General features: G+C 62.6%; 16 protein-coding genes. 13 read left to right on the plus strand and 3 right to left on the minus strand.

The window, feature by feature from the left end:
- Positions 1-57 precede the first annotated feature (57 nt).
- From NKH50_RS07785 to NKH50_RS07800, 4 genes are read left to right on the plus strand one after another with little or no spacing between them, the layout of a single operon-like run.
- Entirely contained in the window at positions 58-1203 is a 1146-nt protein-coding gene (locus tag NKH50_RS07785) for an aminodeoxychorismate synthase component I (RefSeq protein ID WP_352877738.1), read from the plus strand.
- On the plus strand, positions 1152-1814 hold the full coding sequence (locus NKH50_RS07790) for an aminotransferase class IV family protein (protein ID WP_352688048.1): 663 nt from the start codon (positions 1152-1154) through the stop codon (positions 1812-1814). The genes NKH50_RS07785 and NKH50_RS07790 overlap by 52 nt, the downstream gene beginning before the upstream one ends.
- 17 nt (positions 1815-1831) lie before the next feature.
- Positions 1832-2119 carry a YciI family protein gene (locus tag NKH50_RS07795; protein WP_352877740.1) on the plus strand — a complete coding sequence of 96 codons (288 nt, stop codon included), beginning with the start codon at positions 1832-1834 and terminating at the stop codon, positions 2117-2119.
- A complete protein-coding gene (locus NKH50_RS07800) occupies positions 2116-3054 on the plus strand; it encodes a heme-dependent oxidative N-demethylase family protein (RefSeq protein WP_352877742.1) in 939 nt (312 codons plus the stop codon). The genes NKH50_RS07795 and NKH50_RS07800 overlap by 4 nt, the downstream gene beginning before the upstream one ends.
- Positions 3055-3176: 122 nt before the next feature.
- Here NKH50_RS07800 and NKH50_RS07805 read toward each other — a convergent pair whose 3' ends face one another.
- Both NKH50_RS07805 and NKH50_RS07810 read right to left on the minus strand, forming a co-directional pair.
- On the minus strand, positions 3177-3620 hold the full coding sequence (locus NKH50_RS07805; RefSeq protein WP_352877744.1) for a DUF6640 family protein: 444 nt from the start codon (positions 3618-3620) through the stop codon (positions 3177-3179).
- 14 nt (positions 3621-3634) lie between these two features.
- Positions 3635-4012, minus strand: coding sequence for a MoaF-related domain-containing protein (locus NKH50_RS07810; protein ID WP_352877746.1), 378 nt, complete (start codon positions 4010-4012; stop codon positions 3635-3637).
- Between the two features lie 141 nt (positions 4013-4153).
- Here NKH50_RS07810 and NKH50_RS07815 point away from each other — a divergent pair, with 141 nt between their 5' ends.
- From NKH50_RS07815 to NKH50_RS07850, 8 genes are all read left to right on the plus strand, one after another.
- Entirely contained in the window at positions 4154-5203 is a 1050-nt protein-coding gene (locus tag NKH50_RS07815; protein WP_352877748.1) for a LacI family DNA-binding transcriptional regulator, read from the plus strand.
- A gap of 158 nt (positions 5204-5361) precedes the next feature.
- Entirely contained in the window at positions 5362-6600 is a 1239-nt protein-coding gene (locus NKH50_RS07820; RefSeq protein WP_352877750.1) for a hypothetical protein, read from the plus strand.
- A 122-nt stretch (positions 6601-6722) separates the two neighbouring features.
- Complete coding sequence (locus NKH50_RS07825) at positions 6723-8168, plus strand: homospermidine synthase (RefSeq protein ID WP_352877752.1); 1446 nt, start codon at positions 6723-6725, stop codon at positions 8166-8168.
- Between the two features lie 187 nt (positions 8169-8355).
- Positions 8356-8730 (plus strand): outer membrane lipoprotein Omp10, encoded by a 375-nt coding sequence (gene omp10 / locus NKH50_RS07830; protein WP_254817073.1) that lies wholly within the window; start codon positions 8356-8358, stop codon positions 8728-8730.
- A 291-nt stretch (positions 8731-9021) separates the two neighbouring features.
- Positions 9022-11106, plus strand: coding sequence for a 5'-nucleotidase C-terminal domain-containing protein (locus NKH50_RS07835; RefSeq protein ID WP_352877754.1), 2085 nt, complete (start codon positions 9022-9024; stop codon positions 11104-11106).
- Positions 11107-11256: 150 nt separating this feature from the next.
- Positions 11257-12321: a ferrochelatase gene (hemH, locus tag NKH50_RS07840; RefSeq protein ID WP_352877757.1), complete on the plus strand. Its 1065-nt coding sequence runs from the start codon at positions 11257-11259 to the stop codon at positions 12319-12321.
- 131 nt (positions 12322-12452) lie between these two features.
- Positions 12453-13400 (plus strand): SPFH domain-containing protein, encoded by a 948-nt coding sequence (locus tag NKH50_RS07845; RefSeq protein ID WP_254816928.1) that lies wholly within the window; start codon positions 12453-12455, stop codon positions 13398-13400.
- A 4-nt stretch (positions 13401-13404) separates the two neighbouring features.
- Positions 13405-13869: an NfeD family protein gene (locus tag NKH50_RS07850; protein ID WP_352877760.1), complete on the plus strand. Its 465-nt coding sequence runs from the start codon at positions 13405-13407 to the stop codon at positions 13867-13869.
- A gap of 13 nt (positions 13870-13882) precedes the next feature.
- Here NKH50_RS07850 and NKH50_RS07855 read toward each other — a convergent pair whose 3' ends face one another.
- On the minus strand, positions 13883-14884 hold the full coding sequence (locus NKH50_RS07855; RefSeq protein WP_254817072.1) for a KpsF/GutQ family sugar-phosphate isomerase: 1002 nt from the start codon (positions 14882-14884) through the stop codon (positions 13883-13885).
- 150 nt (positions 14885-15034) lie between these two features.
- On the opposite strand from NKH50_RS07855, the gene NKH50_RS07860 reads away from it, so the two are divergent.
- Positions 15035-16792 (plus strand): outer membrane beta-barrel protein, encoded by a 1758-nt coding sequence (locus NKH50_RS07860; RefSeq protein ID WP_352877763.1) that lies wholly within the window; start codon positions 15035-15037, stop codon positions 16790-16792.
- Positions 16793-16812: the final 20 nt, after the last annotated feature.

Genomic DNA, 16812 nt, shown 5'->3' on the forward strand with positions numbered 1-16812 from the left:
GCACACGGTCGAGCCCCCATATAGATCGATCGCTGGTGACCGCAGCATTCGAGCCTTATGCCCCTGCCCTTTGCAATTTTCCGGAACGACGAGACCGCGCGTCAGCTCGTTTTCGACCGGCCGGCCGAGATAATCGCAGCGCATGGCGAGGCGGACTTTTTGCCGGCCCTGGAAGCAGCGCAGGCAGCACATGACGGCGGCAAATGGCTGGCCGGCTATTTCTCCTATGAGGCCGGTTACCTGCTCGAACCCAAGCTCGTTCCGCTGCTGCCGGCCGGCCGCCGCGCCCCGCTTTTCTGCCTCGGCGTGTTCGATGCGCCAGCCGAAGAGACGATCGCGCCAGGCGATCTGCCGGCCAGCAACGGCCCAATCTTCGACGCCAAGGCAGCCTGGTCTTCGGATGACTACGCCAAACGCTTTGCCAGCCTGCATGACCATATCCGCAAGGGCGACTGCTACCAGGGCAATCTGACCTTTCCGGTCCACACACAATGGTCGGGCGATCCACTGGTCGCCTTCAACGCGCTGACTGAACGCCAGCCGGTGAAGTATGGGGCGCTGGTCGCGCTCGGCGATCCGATCGTCTTGTCGCGTTCGCCCGAACTGTTCTTCGAGGTCGACGCGGAAGGCATGATCGAGACGCATCCGATGAAGGGCACCGCGCCGCGCGGCGCAACAAAAGCCGAGGACGATCGCCTGAAAGCGTTCTTGCGCAACGACGAGAAGAACCAGGCCGAGAACCGGATGATTGTCGATCTCCTGCGCAACGACATCTCACTGATCAGCGAGGTTGGCACGCTCGATGTGCCGGAGCTTTTCCGCATCGAGAGCTACCCGACCGTCCACCAGATGGTGAGCCGCGTGCGGGCGAAACTCTTGCCCGGCCTTACCATCCGCCAGATTTTCGCCGCGCTGTTCCCCTGCGGTTCGATCACCGGCGCGCCGAAGATCCGCGCCATGGAGATCCTGCGCGAGCTGGAAGCTGGCCCGCGCGATGTCTACTGCGGCGCCATAGGCTGGATCGCGCCCGGCGGCCGGATGCGCTTTTCGGTGGCGATCCGCACCATCTCGCTCTTTGCCGATGGCGAGGCGGTCTACAATGTCGGCGGTGGCGTCGTCTTCGATTCGACAGCCGAAGAGGAGTACCAGGAGTGTCTGCTGAAAGCCCGTTTCGCGACGGGAACACTGCCGATTTCGAACTGATCGAAACAATGCGCTGGGAACCCGGCTCGGGTTTCCTCCGTTTAGACCGCCATCTCGCGCGGCTCTACGGCTCGGCAAACGAACTCGGCTTCGCCTGCGATCCGCAACGGGTCGGCGAAGCGCTGATGAATGCGGTCGGCCGCCAGCACATCGCGTTGCGCACCCGCCTCGTCCTGTCGCGCAATGGCGAAGCAGCGGTTTCGGTGCAGCCCTACGAGCCGCTCGCCGCAGACAAGGTCTGGACCCTGCAGCTGGCACGGGTGCGGCTTGATTCGAGCGACACGCTGCTGCGTCACAAGACCAGCCGCCGACAAACCTATACGCGCGCCCGCGCCGAATATCTGGCCGGCCGGGCCGACGAGGTGCTGCTCGCCAATGAGCGCGGCGAAATCTGCGAGGGCACGATCACCAACGTCTTTGCCGATTTCGGCGGCGGCGTGCTGGCCACGCCGCGGCTCGATTGCGGCCTGCTGGCTGGCGTCCTGCGCGGCGAACTGCTGGATCAAGGCCGCGCCGGTGAAGCGGTCTACACGTGGAACGAACTGAAATCGGCCAAGGCGCTGTTCGTCGGCAACTCGCTGCGCGGATTGATCCCGGCGCGGCTGGGCTGAAGCATCGGGAGACAACAATGTTCGTGGTTTCGCTGAACTACAAGGTGCCGCTGACCGAGATCGACCGTCTGCAGCAAGCGCATGCCGAGTGGCTGAAGGCCTGCTATACGCAAGGTATCTTTGTCGCCTCCGGGCCAAAGCGGCCAAGGACCGGCGGCATCATCATCGCGCGCGGTCCACGCGAAGTGCTCGATGCCAGACTGGCGGACGATCCCTTCGCCAAGGCAGGTGCCGCCGACTACGAAATCACCGAATTCACGGCGAGAATGGCCGCCGCCGCACTGGAAGTCTACAAAGAAGCATGAGTTTCCGCCCACCGACCCACACACCCTATGACGGCTCGTCGAAACTGTTCACCATCGGGCTGAAGCCGCTCAATCTCGATAGCTGGATCGAGGTCGACGAATATCTGCTGCCCTATCTTGCCGAGAAACGCCGGCTTTACACGGAAATTCCAGACAAGGTTTTTGTCGAGGAGCAAGCAACGCGCGACGCCCAGCGCGAAGTGCTCGATCTGCTCGGTGTGCATCTGGCGGCGAACTTTCCTGAGACCCACAGGCGTACCGACAATGCGATCGAGGTGATCGACGGCATCGACAATCTCGAGGGTTCAGGCACCTCAGCTTCTTTCAGCGATGCGCCGCTTGTCGCGGCCTCGTTGCTCGTCCAGGAGGATTTGATCCTGATGCGCCGTGACGAGAGCGGCTGGCGTCTGGCGGCCGGCTCGCTCTGCTTCCCGTCGTCATGGTCGCTGATCGAAAAATTCGGCAAGCCGCTGCAGCAGATCCACGCGCCGGTACCGGGTTTCGGTCCAGGCACACGCCCGGCCGATCTCATCGACCGCATGTTCGATGGCCTCCAGGGCCAAGCCGTCGAGCGCTACAACTGGTCGATCCAGGCGGGCGACGCACTCTACCATCCGCTCTCCAACATCGAACGCATCGACCGCGCCAGCAATCGCCCGTCGAGATTCCCGGACGGCGACATCGACGCTCATGCTTTCATACGCGTCGAGCGTCAGACGCTGAGAAAGCTCCCGGTCTCGGGCGACATACTCTTCACCATCCGCATTCATCTCGACCCGCTCGCCGTGCTGGAGCGCCACCGCGACCGCGCGGCGCTCGCAGCGTCCTTTGCCGAACAACTTCTGGCGCTGGACGAGGCACAGCTCGACTACAAGGGGATGACCGCCGACCGTGACAGGTTGGTCGAGCGGCTCGGGGCGCTGGCGCTGTCCTAGTACTACAGTTGCTAGAGCAGTTCGTCGTTTCACGGAAGCGCCGAACCGCTCTATCTCTTTGTCCTTGCTTGTTCTTGCGCAATTCCGGACGGAAAACCGTTTCACACTTTTCCTCGGATTCCCTAAATCGCAGCCACGCCCAGCAGCAGGATCGCGGACATCGCGGTAAAGACGGTGACGTTGACATCCCACCGCCAGCCCGCCGGTCCAAACGGCGGCCGGAACGGCAGATAGCCGTTCTCGTCATACAGCACGCCGCCGTAGATCGGCCGCGAGAGCATGGCCGCGAAGAATGCTCCATACATGGCCGCGGCCAATCCGCCCGCGAGATAGAGCCGCTCGGCTTCGAGTTGCCCCTTGATCCAGATAAGTCCGAGCGCAATCAGCGCCACTCCGGTATAGCTCAACACCTGCCAGACGACGTGAAACCGGGCGTGGGGAGTCCAGAGCGGATTGGTGGCGTGGGTGGCGTTCAAGTCGGCTTTGATCGTCGCCACACCGTAGCCCACGGTCGCGACGCTCAGCAGAATTCGAGCAAGCAGATGACTGTCGTAAGCGAGTTCCATCGCATTTTCCTCCCTTATGCAGGAACGACTTGAATGGCGCCCTGGGCACAGAAGAGCTGCCCATCGGCCAGCCGCGCATAATTATGAACGATCCCCTCCTCGTGGTCCTGCAACTGCACAATGAAGTTGCCGCTCTGCTCCGTCCAGCTCGCGAGCACGAGATTCGGGCGCACGCTGATCAGGCCGACGTTGACCACCTCATCGATTTCGGTGGTCCCGATCGACGCCTGGATATGCAATTCCTGAGGCGAGAGAAACGTCAACCGCGGTACGAAGGGGCCGAAAACGCAGTCGAAAGTCTTGCCGACGAGCGAGGCTGGAAAAACATCGGTTTCTGCCATCATCCTCTCCTTGGGCATGGCCGCTGCGGCCAGCCATTTGACGATCTTCAATGTCTAGTCGCAAAAATCCTCAGAATAAATGTTCTTGGAGCGCTCCAAGAGACACGATCCGCCAATACCGATTTTGAGTCAATAAAATTCTTGGAGCGCTCCAAAAAATGGTCTACCTCAGGGAAAACGAGTGAATCGCCAATGCCCACCCTAGCCGATGTCGGCAAGGCTGCCGGAGTTTCCCGGGGGACTGTCTCCAACGTCTTCAACCGGCCGGAGCTGGTCAGGCCTGAATTGCGCGAGCGCGTCGAAGCGGCCGCGCGAGCGCTCGGGTTTGGCGGCCCCGATCCGAAAGGACGATTGCTGCGGGACGGCAAGTTCAATGCCATCGGGTTCATGCCGCCTGGCGCCTATGCCATCTCCGAAGTGATGAGAAGTCCATACGGCCGCGAGCTGGTGCTCGGCGTTTCGCTCGCCTGCGACGAGGCTGGAACGACGCTCAGCCTTGTAAACGGCACCGATGACACGCGTTTCGCTAGCATCCGCGATGCCCTGGTTGACGGCTTTATCCTTGGTCACAGCGCCGACATTGGTCTCATAATTTCGGCGCAGAGACGGCGTCTGCCCTTCGTCATTCTCGAAAGCGACGCAGGTCCCGATATCAACTCGATAAAGATCGACGGCCGGAGCGGCGCGGTAGCTGCCGTCCGGCATTTGACCGGGCTGGGGCACCGGCATTTTGCCATCCTTTCGGTGCGCCGGACTCCCGGCCCGCCGATTGTCCACATGCCAAGCCAGGCAACGCGCCGGCTTCTGGTCGGCTTCCCGCTCGACGATGAAAGGCTCGACGGTTTCAAACAGGGTTTGGCGGAGGCGAATTTGTCAATCGATAATGTCCCGATCATCGAGACGATCCCAGGCGAGCCGTCTGCCGGAGCAGTAGTGTTCGACAGGGCGCCTGAAGCAACCGCGATCCTGACCATGTCGGACTGGCAGGCAATCACGATATTGGACGAGGCGGTTCGCCGCGGCATAAACGTGCCGGGCCACGTATCGGTCGTCGGCTTCGATGGCACCGCTGAATCCGCACGCACCACGCCTCCGATGACCACTGTCGCGCAAGACGTGATCGGAAAAGGCAGGCTTGCCGCCCGAATGGTTCTTGACAATGAAGCCCCCCGCCAGGTCGTTCTGCCGGTAGAACTGGTGGTTCGAGCCTCCACAGCCGCGCCGAGGGCAAAAATCCGCTGAAACGGGCGGACGTGCCATCCGCACCAAGGGGCGGCGCTCGCAGCGTCTTTTCGCTGAGCAGCGTCTGGCACTGAACGAGGCACAACTTGACTATAAGTGCCTGACAGCCGACCGTGACTGCCGGCGGCAGACAACTGTAACTTGTGGCTTGGGGAAGAATGATCCAGCATCTTGGCAGGCCGGTCACGTTCGTGGCCGCGATCCTGGTACTGTCGACAGCAGCCGAGGCGGAGCCGGTGACTTATGCCGGCAAGCTTGGAAAATGCGATATCGTCGTCGAATTCACCGGCGACCCCGCGGCGCCCGGCAGCCCGCTGGCCGGCCGCTATTTCTACCGCTCGAAGGGCATCGACATCCCGCTGCAGGCCCGGTCCCAAAAGGGCAGCAGGTTCGAACTAGCCGAGGAGGAGGCATGCGGCGCCGACAATTGCGATGACGGAAAGGCCGCGCCGATTGCCGCCGTGTGGCGCCTGGCCTCGTCCAGTAACGGCAAGACCCTTGAAGGCAGTTGGAACGGAAAGAGGGCGCTGCCGCTCAGATTGGAGCGGGTCGCAAGTCGGCAGGTGACCGGGAACGAGCCCGGCAGCCCTCTCGATCTCTACGATTTCAGCTTCATGAAGTTCTTCGGCAATGACACGCCGATCACCATGGAAACGTCCCCCTATGACTATCTGCGGATGGACACTCGGCTCGATAACGGCAAGGCGACTGGCTGGCCGGACGCAACCTACCGCTATGTCGTCGACCCCCGCACCAAATTCGCCACGCCGCGCATCGTCGAACTGTCCGGCAACGTTTCGGTCGAGGCCGCGAATGCTCTGCTGCAAGACAGGCACTGGCGCGCAAACATCGGCGCACTGGGCTGCGTGGCGGCGCAATATGCCGGTTTCAACGAAGGCGGGCCGATTGACGGTGTGAACGACGGCACGCTCGGCGGCTATGCGGACAGCACATTCGAAGTGAGCTCGCTGACGCCGCGGCTGATAAGCTGGCGGGAATCCGGCAGCATCTTCTGCGGCGGAGCGCATCCGACCAACTATTCGGACGCCTACATCATGGATGTGCGGCGCGGCGTCCTGCTTGGCCTCCAGGACATTTTCTCGGATACGGTGGATGGCAAGCCAGGTCCTTCCCTCGCCTCCTTGGTCAAGCAGCGGCGCAAGAAACCGACCGATCAGACCGACATCGATCACGAAGCCGAATGCGGCATGGACGATCTCATCGGCGAATATCTGGCGGTCAGCCTCTGGCGTGAGGGCGACAAGCAGGTTCTGGTGTTCGGGCTCCAGACCCTACCGCATGCCATCCAGGCCTGCGCCGACGATCTGCTGGAACTGCCGGTCTCCGAGGCACGTGCCCTCTTCAAGCCTGAATTCGCAAGACTGGTCGAGCCGTAGCCGGGATGGCGCGGCGTGAGGCCGGCCGTCCGCTTTTCGCTTTATTGTGACAATGATCTATGGTTTGTCGCGCCGCGGCCAAGCCGCTGTTCCGAAGCGTTTTTTGAGGGAGTAATCGATAAATGGCGAATGAAAACTGGCCCGTTTACGGTGAGATCACCGGCCCTGTCGTGATGATCGGCTTCGGCTCGATCGGACGGGGAACGCTGCCGCTGATCGAGCGCCATTTCAAATTCGACAAGTCGCGCATGACGGTCATCGACCCGCGCGACGCCGACCGCAAATTGCTCGACGAGCGCGGCATCACCTTCATGCAGGATGCAGTGACCAAAAAGAACTACAAGAAGCTGCTGACGCCGCTTTTGACCAATGGCGGCGGCCAGGGCTTCTGTGTCAACCTGTCGGTCGACACTTCCTCGCTTGAGTTGATGAAGCTCTGCCGCAAGCTTGGCGTCCTCTATATCGACACCGTGGTCGAGCCCTGGCTCGGCTTTTATTTCGACGAAAAGGCCGACAACGCCTCACGCACCAATTATGCGCTGCGCGAAACGGTGCGTACCGAAATCGCGAAGAACCCGGGCGGCACCACGGCGATCTCATGCTGCGGCGCCAATCCCGGCATGGTCTCGTGGTTCGTCAAGCAGGCACTGGTCAACCTCGCCACAGATCTTGGCCTCGACTTCGCGGAACCCGCGCAGCACGATCGCGAAGGCTGGGCCAAGCTGATGAAGAAGGCCGGCGTCAAGGGCATCCATATCGCCGAGCGCGACACCCAGCGCACCAAGAAACCCAAGCCGATGAACGTGTTCTGGAACACCTGGTCGGTCGAAGGCTTCATTTCGGAAGGCTTGCAGCCGGCCGAGCTCGGTTGGGGCACGCACGAGGCGTGGATGCCGAAGAACGCCAAAAAGCACAAGAACGGCTCGAAGGCCGCTATCTTTCTGGAGCAGCCCGGCGCCAACACGCGCGTGCGCACATGGTGCCCGACGGCCGGTCCGCAATACGGCTTCCTGGTGACACATAATGAGGCGATTTCGATTGCCGATTTCTTCACCTTGCATGGCAAGAAGGGCAAGGTGCAGTACCGGCCGACCTGCCATTACGCCTATCATCCCTGCAACGACGCCGTTCTGTCGCTGCACGAGATGTTCGGTGCCGCCGGCAAGGCTCAGCCCGTGCATCACGTACTCGACGAAAACGAATTGGCCGATGGCATCGACGAACTCGGCGTGCTGCTCTACGGCCACGCCAAGAACGCCTACTGGTACGGCTCGCAGCTGTCGCTGGCCGAGGCGCGCAAGCTGGCGCCCTATCAGAACGCCACCGGCATGCAGGTCACGTCGGCGGTGCTGGCGGGCATGGTCTGGGCGCTGGAAAATCCGGAGGCCGGCATCGTCGAAGCCGACGAGATGGATTACAAGCGCTGCCTCGACGTGCAGAACCCCTATCTCGGGCCGGTCAGGAGCTATTATACGGACTGGACACCGCTCGACAATCGGCCTGGTCTGTTTCCCGAGGACCTCGACAGCAAAGACCCGTGGCAATTCCGCAACATCCTCGTTCGATAGCAGCGTTGCCTCGACACTCCGCCAGCTTGCAATCGCCCGGAAATCGGGCGATTGAAGAGGGGCGGCCTAGAGCGACGTGCGTCCATTTGGACGCACAAAGTACGCTCCAGCACTTTGAATGTGCGCATCGTGCTTTCCGAAAATCGGATCGATTTTCGAGCCGATGCGAGAGGAGAGGATCTTGATGATGACGATTGCGCAAAGACTGCTTTCGGCTGGCATTGCAGCGGCCGCTGCCGTCACGTTGGCGGCCTGCACCACCACCGGCCCGGGCGAGCCACCGGTGATCACCGCCAAAGGGGTCGAAGGCTCCTGGATCGACGCGCAGGGCACCGGCTTGTCCACCTTCAAGGGCGGCAGCTTCGCGACCGTCGCCACCGACACCGGCCAGAAGCTTGCCGATGGCAGCTACACCATGACCGGCGGCACCTCGGTCGAGATCCATGGCACTTCGCTGATCCGCCAGACGCCGATCAGCTTCAACTGCTTGATGGTCTCGACCAGCCAACTCAATTGCACCAGCGCGAGCGGACAAAATTTTGTGCTGACCAGGCGCACCTGAAGTTCGATTCCGAATTGACTTTGCACAAGGCGGCGGCTTCAAGCCGCCGTTTTCTTGCGCCGGCAAAGCTGATGCCGATTTCCGCTTGCATCGACTGAAACGCGATGTGAACATGGCCCGAGAGGGCTGTTACATCCAAGTCAAACAAGAGCGTTAAACGCGTCTGCGCATGACCCGGAAAATCGGAGTCGATTTTCGGAAAGGATCATGCGCAAAATAACAATGGTACCGCGTCCTTTGCGCGTCCCAAATGACGCGCGGCGCTGTACTCGAGTCATCCGGGAGACGAGAATGAAGAAGATCGCTGCCATCGCCGCGCTGTCGGCATCGGCGCTTGGCCTGTCGGCAGGGGCATCCTTTGCCGACTACACGCTGAACATCCTGCACATCAACGACTGGCACAGCCGCATCGAGAGCAACAACAAGTACGAATCGACCTGCTCGGCCGAGGAGGAGACCAAGGGTGAATGCGTCGGCGGCGCCGCCCGCCTCGTCACAGCGATCGCGCAGGAGCGCAAGAAGCTGGAAGGCCAGAACGTGCTGCTGCTCAGCGCCGGCGACAATTTCCAGGGCTCACTCTTCTACACGACCTACAAGGGCAAGACAGAAGGCGAATTCCTCAACCAGATGAAGTTCGATGCCGAGGCTCTCGGCAACCATGAGTTCGACGATGGCGAGTCGGCGCTGGCGCCGTTTCTCGACATGATCCAGTTTCCGGTGCTCGGCGCCAACGTGAAGGCCAATGCGCAATCCAAGCTCGGCGACCGCGTCAAGCCATCGATCGTGGTCGAGGTCGGCGGCCAGAAGATCGGCATCGTCGGCGCGGTCACCAACGACACGCCGGAGCTTGCCTCGCCTGGCCCGAACATCGCCATCGAAGACGACGTCAAGTCGATCACCGCCGAGGTCGAGAAACTGAAGGGAGAGGGCGTCAACAAAATCATCGCGGTCACCCATATCGGCTACAAGCGCGAGCGCGACGTGATCGCCAAGATCCCGGGCGTCGACGTGGTGGTCGGCGGCCACAGCCATTCGCTGCTCTCCAACACCGACCCCAAGGCGGAAGGCCCTTATCCGACGATGGTCGACAATCCGGACGGCTACAAAGTGCCAGTCGTCCAGGCGGCGTCCTATTCGAAATATCTCGGCGAGCTCAAGGTCGTGTTCGACGACAACGGCGTTGTCAAAGAGGCCAGCGGCGATCCCATCCATCTCGACAAATCGATCACGCCCGACCCCGCCGTGCTTGCCCGCATCAAGGAACTCGGCGCGCCGATCGAGGCTTTGAAGAACAAGGAAGTCGCCGAGACCACCAAGGCGATCGACGGCAGCCGGGAAAACTGCCGCGCCCGCGAATGCGAGATGGGCAATCTGGTCTCCGACGCCGTCCTCGACCGGGTCAAGGGCCAGGGTGTCGAGATCGTCATCTCGAATGGCGGCGGCTTGCGCGCCTCGATCGACCAGGGCACCGTCACCATGGGTGAGATTCTCACCGTTCTGCCGTTTCAGAACACGCTGGCGACCTTCCAGATCTCCGGCAAGGATCTGGTTGCCGGCCTCGAAAGCGGCCTCAGCCAGGTCGAGGACGGCGCCGGGCGCTTTCCGCAGGTTGCCGGCATGAAATATGCGTTCGACAAATCGGCGCCGCCTAACGGACGCGTCAAATCGGTCGAGGTCATGGAAGGCGGCGTCTGGACGCCGATCAAGCCGGACAAGGATTACCTCGTCGCCACCAACAACTATGTCCGCCAGGGCGGCGACGGCTATAAGGTGTTCGCCGAGAAGGCCAAGAACGCCTATGATTACGGCCCGGGGCTGGAACAGGTCGTCGCCGATTACCTCGGCGCGCACCGGCCCTACACGCCCAAGCTCGACGGCCGCATCACCGAGATCGCCGCGACCGTGGCTCCGGCCGCGGAACCGGCCAAGCCTGCCGAACCGCCAAAACCTGCTGAGGCTGCGCCGGTAAAGCCTGCTGAACCGGCAATGCCCGAAATGCCGGCCGGCTCAGGCGACATTTCCAAGACGCCGCCGGCCGTCCCGGCGGAAACCGCGCCGGCGGCACCTGCGGCTCCCGTCACACCGGCTCCGGCGACCCCTGCTCCGGCCAAGCCCGCCGAGACAGCGCCTGCCCCGAATCAGCCGGCCCCAAGTGAACCGGCGCCAACCGAGCCGGCAAAACCTGCCGAGCCGGCTGAGCCGGCACCGGCCGAAAGCAGCCATGTAATCGTCGCCGGCGATACCTATTGGGATCTCGCGGTGAAGGCCTATGGCGACGGCACCAAATGGAAGATAATCTCCGATGCCAACAAAGCCTACGAGCCACGCCGGCTGCCGGTCGGCGCGACCTTGACGATCCCGGCGGCGTCGAAGTAATCCGGCCTCAGGAACGCAATGCACCCGCCCGGCAGACCGGGCGGGTGTTGCATTTCTGGGATAAGGTGCGGCCAGACGCAGCATTTGAAAACCGGCGCGGCATCGCTACTTTCGCCGCGGCACCGTTGGTTCGCGGTGTTGGAGAACCTCATGACGCTTGCCAACCCTGCTGAAATCAAAGCCGAGAAGACCGCCGCCTCGCCGTCGGCAGGGCGCCCTTCGGTCAGGACCGGCAAGGTCGGTGTCATGCTGATCAATCTCGGCACCCCCGACGGCACCGGCTTCAAGCCGATGTGGCGCTACCTCCGGGAGTTCCTGTCCGATCCACGCGTCATCGAGCTAAACAAGGCGATCTGGTATCCGATCCTCTACGGCCTGGTCCTCACCACCCGGCCGAGGAAGTCGGGCGCCAACTATGCCAGGATATGGAACCGGGAGCGCAACGAGTCGCCGCTGCGCACCTACACCCGCGGCCAGGCCGAGAAGCTCGGGCTCGCGCTCGGCGACCTCCCCAATGTCGTTGTCGACTGGGCGATGCGCTACGGCAACCCTTCGACCGCGAGCGTGGCCGAGAGACTGGTCGAGCAAGGCTGCGACCGCATCCTGTCTTTCCCGCTCTATCCGCAATATTCGGCGACGACGACTGCGACTGCCAACGACCAGCTGTTTCGCGCGCTGATGAAGATGCGCCGCGCCCCGGCCATTCGCAGCGTGCCGCCCTATTACAACGAGCCGGCCTATATCAAGGCGCTCGCCCGTTCGATCGAAAAGCATCTGGCGAACCTCGACTTCGAACCGGAAATTGTCATCGCTTCCTATCACGGCATTCCGAAACCCTATTCCGACAAGGGCGATCCCTACCAAGCCCATTGCCTCGAGACGACGCGGCTGCTGCGCGAAAAGCTCGGCTGGGATGAAAACAAGCTGATCACCACCTTTCAGTCGCGCTTCGGCGCGCAGGAATGGCTGCAGCCCTACACCGACAAGACGGTCGAAAGACTAGGGCGCGAAGGCGTGAAATCGATCGCCATCGTCAACCCCGGCTTTTCCGTCGACTGCATCGAGACGCTGGACGAGATCGGCAGGGAAGCGGCCGAGACCTTCCATCATGCCGGCGGCGAAAAGTTCGCACACATCCCTTGCCTCAACGACAGTACCGAGGGCATGGCGGTGATCGAGGCAATGGTGCGGCGCGAGCTGTCCGGCTGGGCCTGAACAGATCACCCGTCTATTCACCGGCAATCCATGATCACCTGATTGTAACGTTGCTGAAACACACTTAAGTGTTTGATCAAGCCGGCCGCGTGGAACTGTCCGGCGTGGCCGGCCTTTGAGGGGAGAGCCAAATGGGTTTCAGTGGTTTCGATATCGCGCTTCTTGTTCTTGTCGCCCTTGTCGTGCTGGTGCTTTTCAAAGGCATCCGGACAATTCCGCAAGGCTATAATTATACCGTCGAACGCTTCGGCCGTTACACCAAGACATTGAGCCCGGGCCTCAACCTCATCATGCCCTTCGTCGATCGTATCGGCGCCAAGATGAACATGATGGAGCAGGTGCTCGACGTCCCGACGCAGGAGATCATCACGCGCGACAACGCCACCGTTGCCGTCGACGGCGTCGCCTTTTATCAGGTGCTCAACGCGGCGCAGGCCGCCTACCAGGTCGCCGGCCTGCAGAACGCTATCCTCAATTTGACGATGACCAACATCCGCACCGTCATGGGCTCGATGGACCTCGACGAGCTGTTGTCGAACCGCGACGCCATCAACGAGCGCCTGCTGCGCGTCGTCGACGAGGCGGCGCATCCCTGGGGCATCAAGATCACCCGTGTCGAGATCAAGGACATCAACCCGCCGGCCAATCTCGTCGAATCGATGGGCCGCCAGATGATGGCCGAGCGCAATAAGCGCGCCCAGATCCTCGCCGCCGAGGGCCTCAAGCAGTCGCAGATTCTGGAGGCCGAGGGGCGCAAGGAAGCCGCCTTCCGCGACGCCGAGGCGCGCGAGCGATCGGCCGAGGCTGAAGCACGCGCCACGCAGGTGGTGTCGGAGGCGATTTCCAAGGGTGACGTGCAGGCGCTCAACTACTTCGTCGCGCTGAAATACACCGAAGCGCTGACCAGGATCGGCTCCGCGACAAACAGTAAACTTGTGCTGATGCCGATAGAGGCTTCCTCACTGATCGGCACGCTTGGCGGCATTGGCGAAATCGCCAGGGAAGTTTTCAAGGGCGAAGGCACCGCCGGTCCAGCACGACAGGCCCGCCCGCCCGTGGTTCGTCCCAGCGAGACCTGAGGCCATGTTCGACCGCATTGTTTCCGAACTCGGCCCGTGGAGCTGGATGGTCCTCGGCCTCATCCTGCTGGTGATGGAGGTCATCGCGCCCGGCATTTTCATGCTGTGGATCGGCATTGCCGCGCTGTTGATCGGCGTCGTCTCGCTGCTCATCTGGGACGCCGGTGTCTGGACCTGGCAGGTCCAGGTCGTCGCCTTCCTCGTGCTGTCGCTGGTCTCGGCCTATGTCGGCAAGCGGGTGGTGGGCGGACGCCACGATGAGACCGACCAGCCCCTGCTCAACCGCCGCGGCGCACAGATGGTCGGCCGGACGGCGACCCTTGCCGAGCCGATCAAGGACGGGCGCGGCCGCATCAAGCTGGGCGACACCTTGTGGCGTGTCTCCGGCCCCGACCTCCCGGCCGGCACGCAGGTGCGCGTGACGGGTGCCGCTGATACCGATCTGGAACTGACGGTCGAGGCGGTCTAGAAAACTCGCCAGACTAGGCAGCACCGATACGCAGCAGGTCGTGCAGATGGACGAGCCCGATCGGCCGCCTGCCTTCGACCACCATCAGGCTGGTAATGGCCGAGTCGTTGATCGTCTGCAGCGCCGTCGCCACCAGCGTGTCGGGCGCGGCCATTTTTGGCTCTCTGGTCATCACCTGATCGACGCTCATGGCCAAGAGATCGCTGCCGATATGGCGCCTGATGTCACCATCGGTGATGATGCCGATCAGCTTGCCGTCCGCGGCAGTGACCGCCACGCAGCCAAACCCCTTGCGCGACAATTCGAGGATTGCCTCGCGCATGCCGGTGCCGGACGACACCAGCGGCAGCCTGTCGCCGACATGCATGATCTCGCGGATCTGCGTCAGGTTGGCTCCGAGCTGGCCGCCGGGATGGAACGTGCGGAAATGGTCCGGGGTGAAGCCGCGTGCCTCGAGCAGCGCGATGGCCAGCGCATCGCCCATCACCATTTGCAGCAGCGTCGAGGTCGTCGGCGCAAGCCCGTGCGGGCAGGCTTCCGGTGCTCGCGGCAGCAGAAGCACCACGTCGGCCGCACGCGCCAGTGCCGATTTTTCGCCCGCAGTGACCGCAACCAGCGGGATCGAGAAGCGCCTCGAATAGGCGATGATGCCCTTGAGCTCGAGGCTTTCCCCCGACCACGACAGCGCGATGATGGCGTCGTTCCTGGCGATCATGCCGAGGTCGCCGTGATTGGCTTCGGCAGGGTGAACGAAGAAGGCCGGCGTGCCGGTCGAGGCGAGCGTTGCGGCAATCTTCGAGCCGATATGGCCGCTTTTGCCGACCCCGGTGACGATGACGCGGCCATCGATCTGCGACACCATGTCGACGGCCCGTGCGAACGGCTCGGCCAGCCCGTTTTCGAGCGCGTCGGCCAATGCCGCGACGCCGGCCTGCTCTGTCGCCACCGTTCTCAGCGCCGAGGCAATCGCGGCCTGCCCGTCGTGCCGCTTCCTGTCTGGGGATTTCACGTCCATGGACGATGCGATTAGCGCTTCGGCGCGCGCCTGTCCAACGGAATTGCCGCCCCGGACGCCCTGGCGGGCCATCCCTCAACGCTCCGTTAACCATCCCCATTTACGGTTTCGTAAGTATGGCGCGCGTGCGCCGCGCAAGCAGTGGTGCCGATGTCCGGGTTTCAGCCTCAAAACAAAATGGGACGAAAGGGCAAGGCGGTTCGCGCATTGCTGCTGGTAACCACTGTCTTTGCGTTGTCGCGCCCGACACCGCTTTGCGCCCAGGAAACCGAGCTGCGCGGCGAGGTTTCGGATTCGCCAATCCTGGACGACCAGCAGTACAAGATCAGGCAAACGAGCATGGCTGGAACCCAAGCCGCCCAGGCGGCTGCAATCCCCAACGACAATACGCCGCTGCCTACCTATCGTCCGGCCAGCCAGGGGGCGTTGCCTGACGACGGCACGGGCGAAGCGGCCGCAACCGGCGGCACTTTCGATCCGCCGGCGGCCAGCGGCGACCCATTTCCCGACAACCCTGCTCCGCCGCCGCGACGGCGGCCCAGCGCAACGCGCGCCGCCAACGCGGCCAACGCCGAAGCCGAGACCACGGACAGCCATACGAGCAAGAGAACCGCGACTGCAGCGACGACCAAGGACACCTATACCGCCGCCATAGACGAGCAGGATACGGCCAACCGCCGTGCGGTGACCATCGATTCCGCCGAAAGGCTCAGGCTCGACCCCGGCGCCGAGCGCACCGAAGCCATCGAAGGCCAGAGCAAAAAGAATGAGGACGACCCGTTCGCCGCCACCGGCATCAAGCTCGGCTCGTTCGTGATCCGGCCGACGCTCGAGCAAGGCCTGACGTCTTCGACAAACGCTGATTCGAGCAGCCTCGGCAAGCCGGCCCTGCTGTCGGAAACGACGCTGCGCTTCAACGCCGTCTCCGATTGGCGGGAGAATTCGGCGACGGTTGAGGGCTATGGCATCTTCCGCGAGACCTTGTCCGGCTATGACATTCACGAAGCGCAAGGCCACATCGACAGCACACTCAACATCGATCTCGACAATGATCTGCGCGCTATCGCCAAGCTGGGCTATGAGGCCGTGCCCGAATCGGCCTCGGCGCCGGACGCAGTCGTCGGCGCCGTTGGCCAGCCGGTGCGCCAGACAGTGAACGGCAGTCTCGCCGTCGAGAAGGATGCCGGCAAGATGCGCTTCGCGCTGACCGGCGCGGTCGAGCACGACATCTTTGGCGACGCTAAGCTTTCGTCGGGCGGATCACTGTCGCAGAAGGGCCGCGACTCGACGCTCTACACGGCCATTTTGCGCACTGGTTACGAGATCTCGCCTGCCATCACGCCGTTCACCGAAATCGAGATCGGCCGGCGCGCTTATGATTTGCGCGTCGATCCAAACGGCTTCCAGCGCTCCTCGACAAGGCTTGGCGCACGGGCCGGCGTCGAGCTCGATCTCCGCGAGAAGCTTACCGGCGAGTTCTCGGTCGGCTGGCTGCGCGAAGCTATCGACGACGACGCCCTGCCGGCGATTTCGGGCGCGACGGTCAATGCCGATCTCAAATGGTCGCCGGAACGCGGCACCACGATCGGGCTCACCGCACAGACGACCGCCGAGAACACGACGAATGCGGGCGAAAGCGGCTCCATGCTCTATTCCGGCAGCCTCACGGGCGAGCGGCAGATCCGCGCCAACCTGACCGGAAATGCCGCGCTCGGCCTTGAATGGCGCGACTATACCGGCTCCGACGATCATGATTTGACGCTGAGCGCCGAGGCAGGGCTGACGTGGTGGCTGAACCGCTACACCGGGCTCACCACCCGCGCCAGGACTGAAAAACTGACCAGCAACCTGGTTGGGCGCGACTACACGGCCAACAGTATCTTCGTTGGCTTGAAGTTGCAGCGCTAAATGCATATCGCGCAAAAGTG

It is taken from the genome of Mesorhizobium sp. M1027 (assembly GCF_040318745.1).
Classification (GTDB): Bacteria; Pseudomonadota; Alphaproteobacteria; order Rhizobiales; family Rhizobiaceae; genus Mesorhizobium.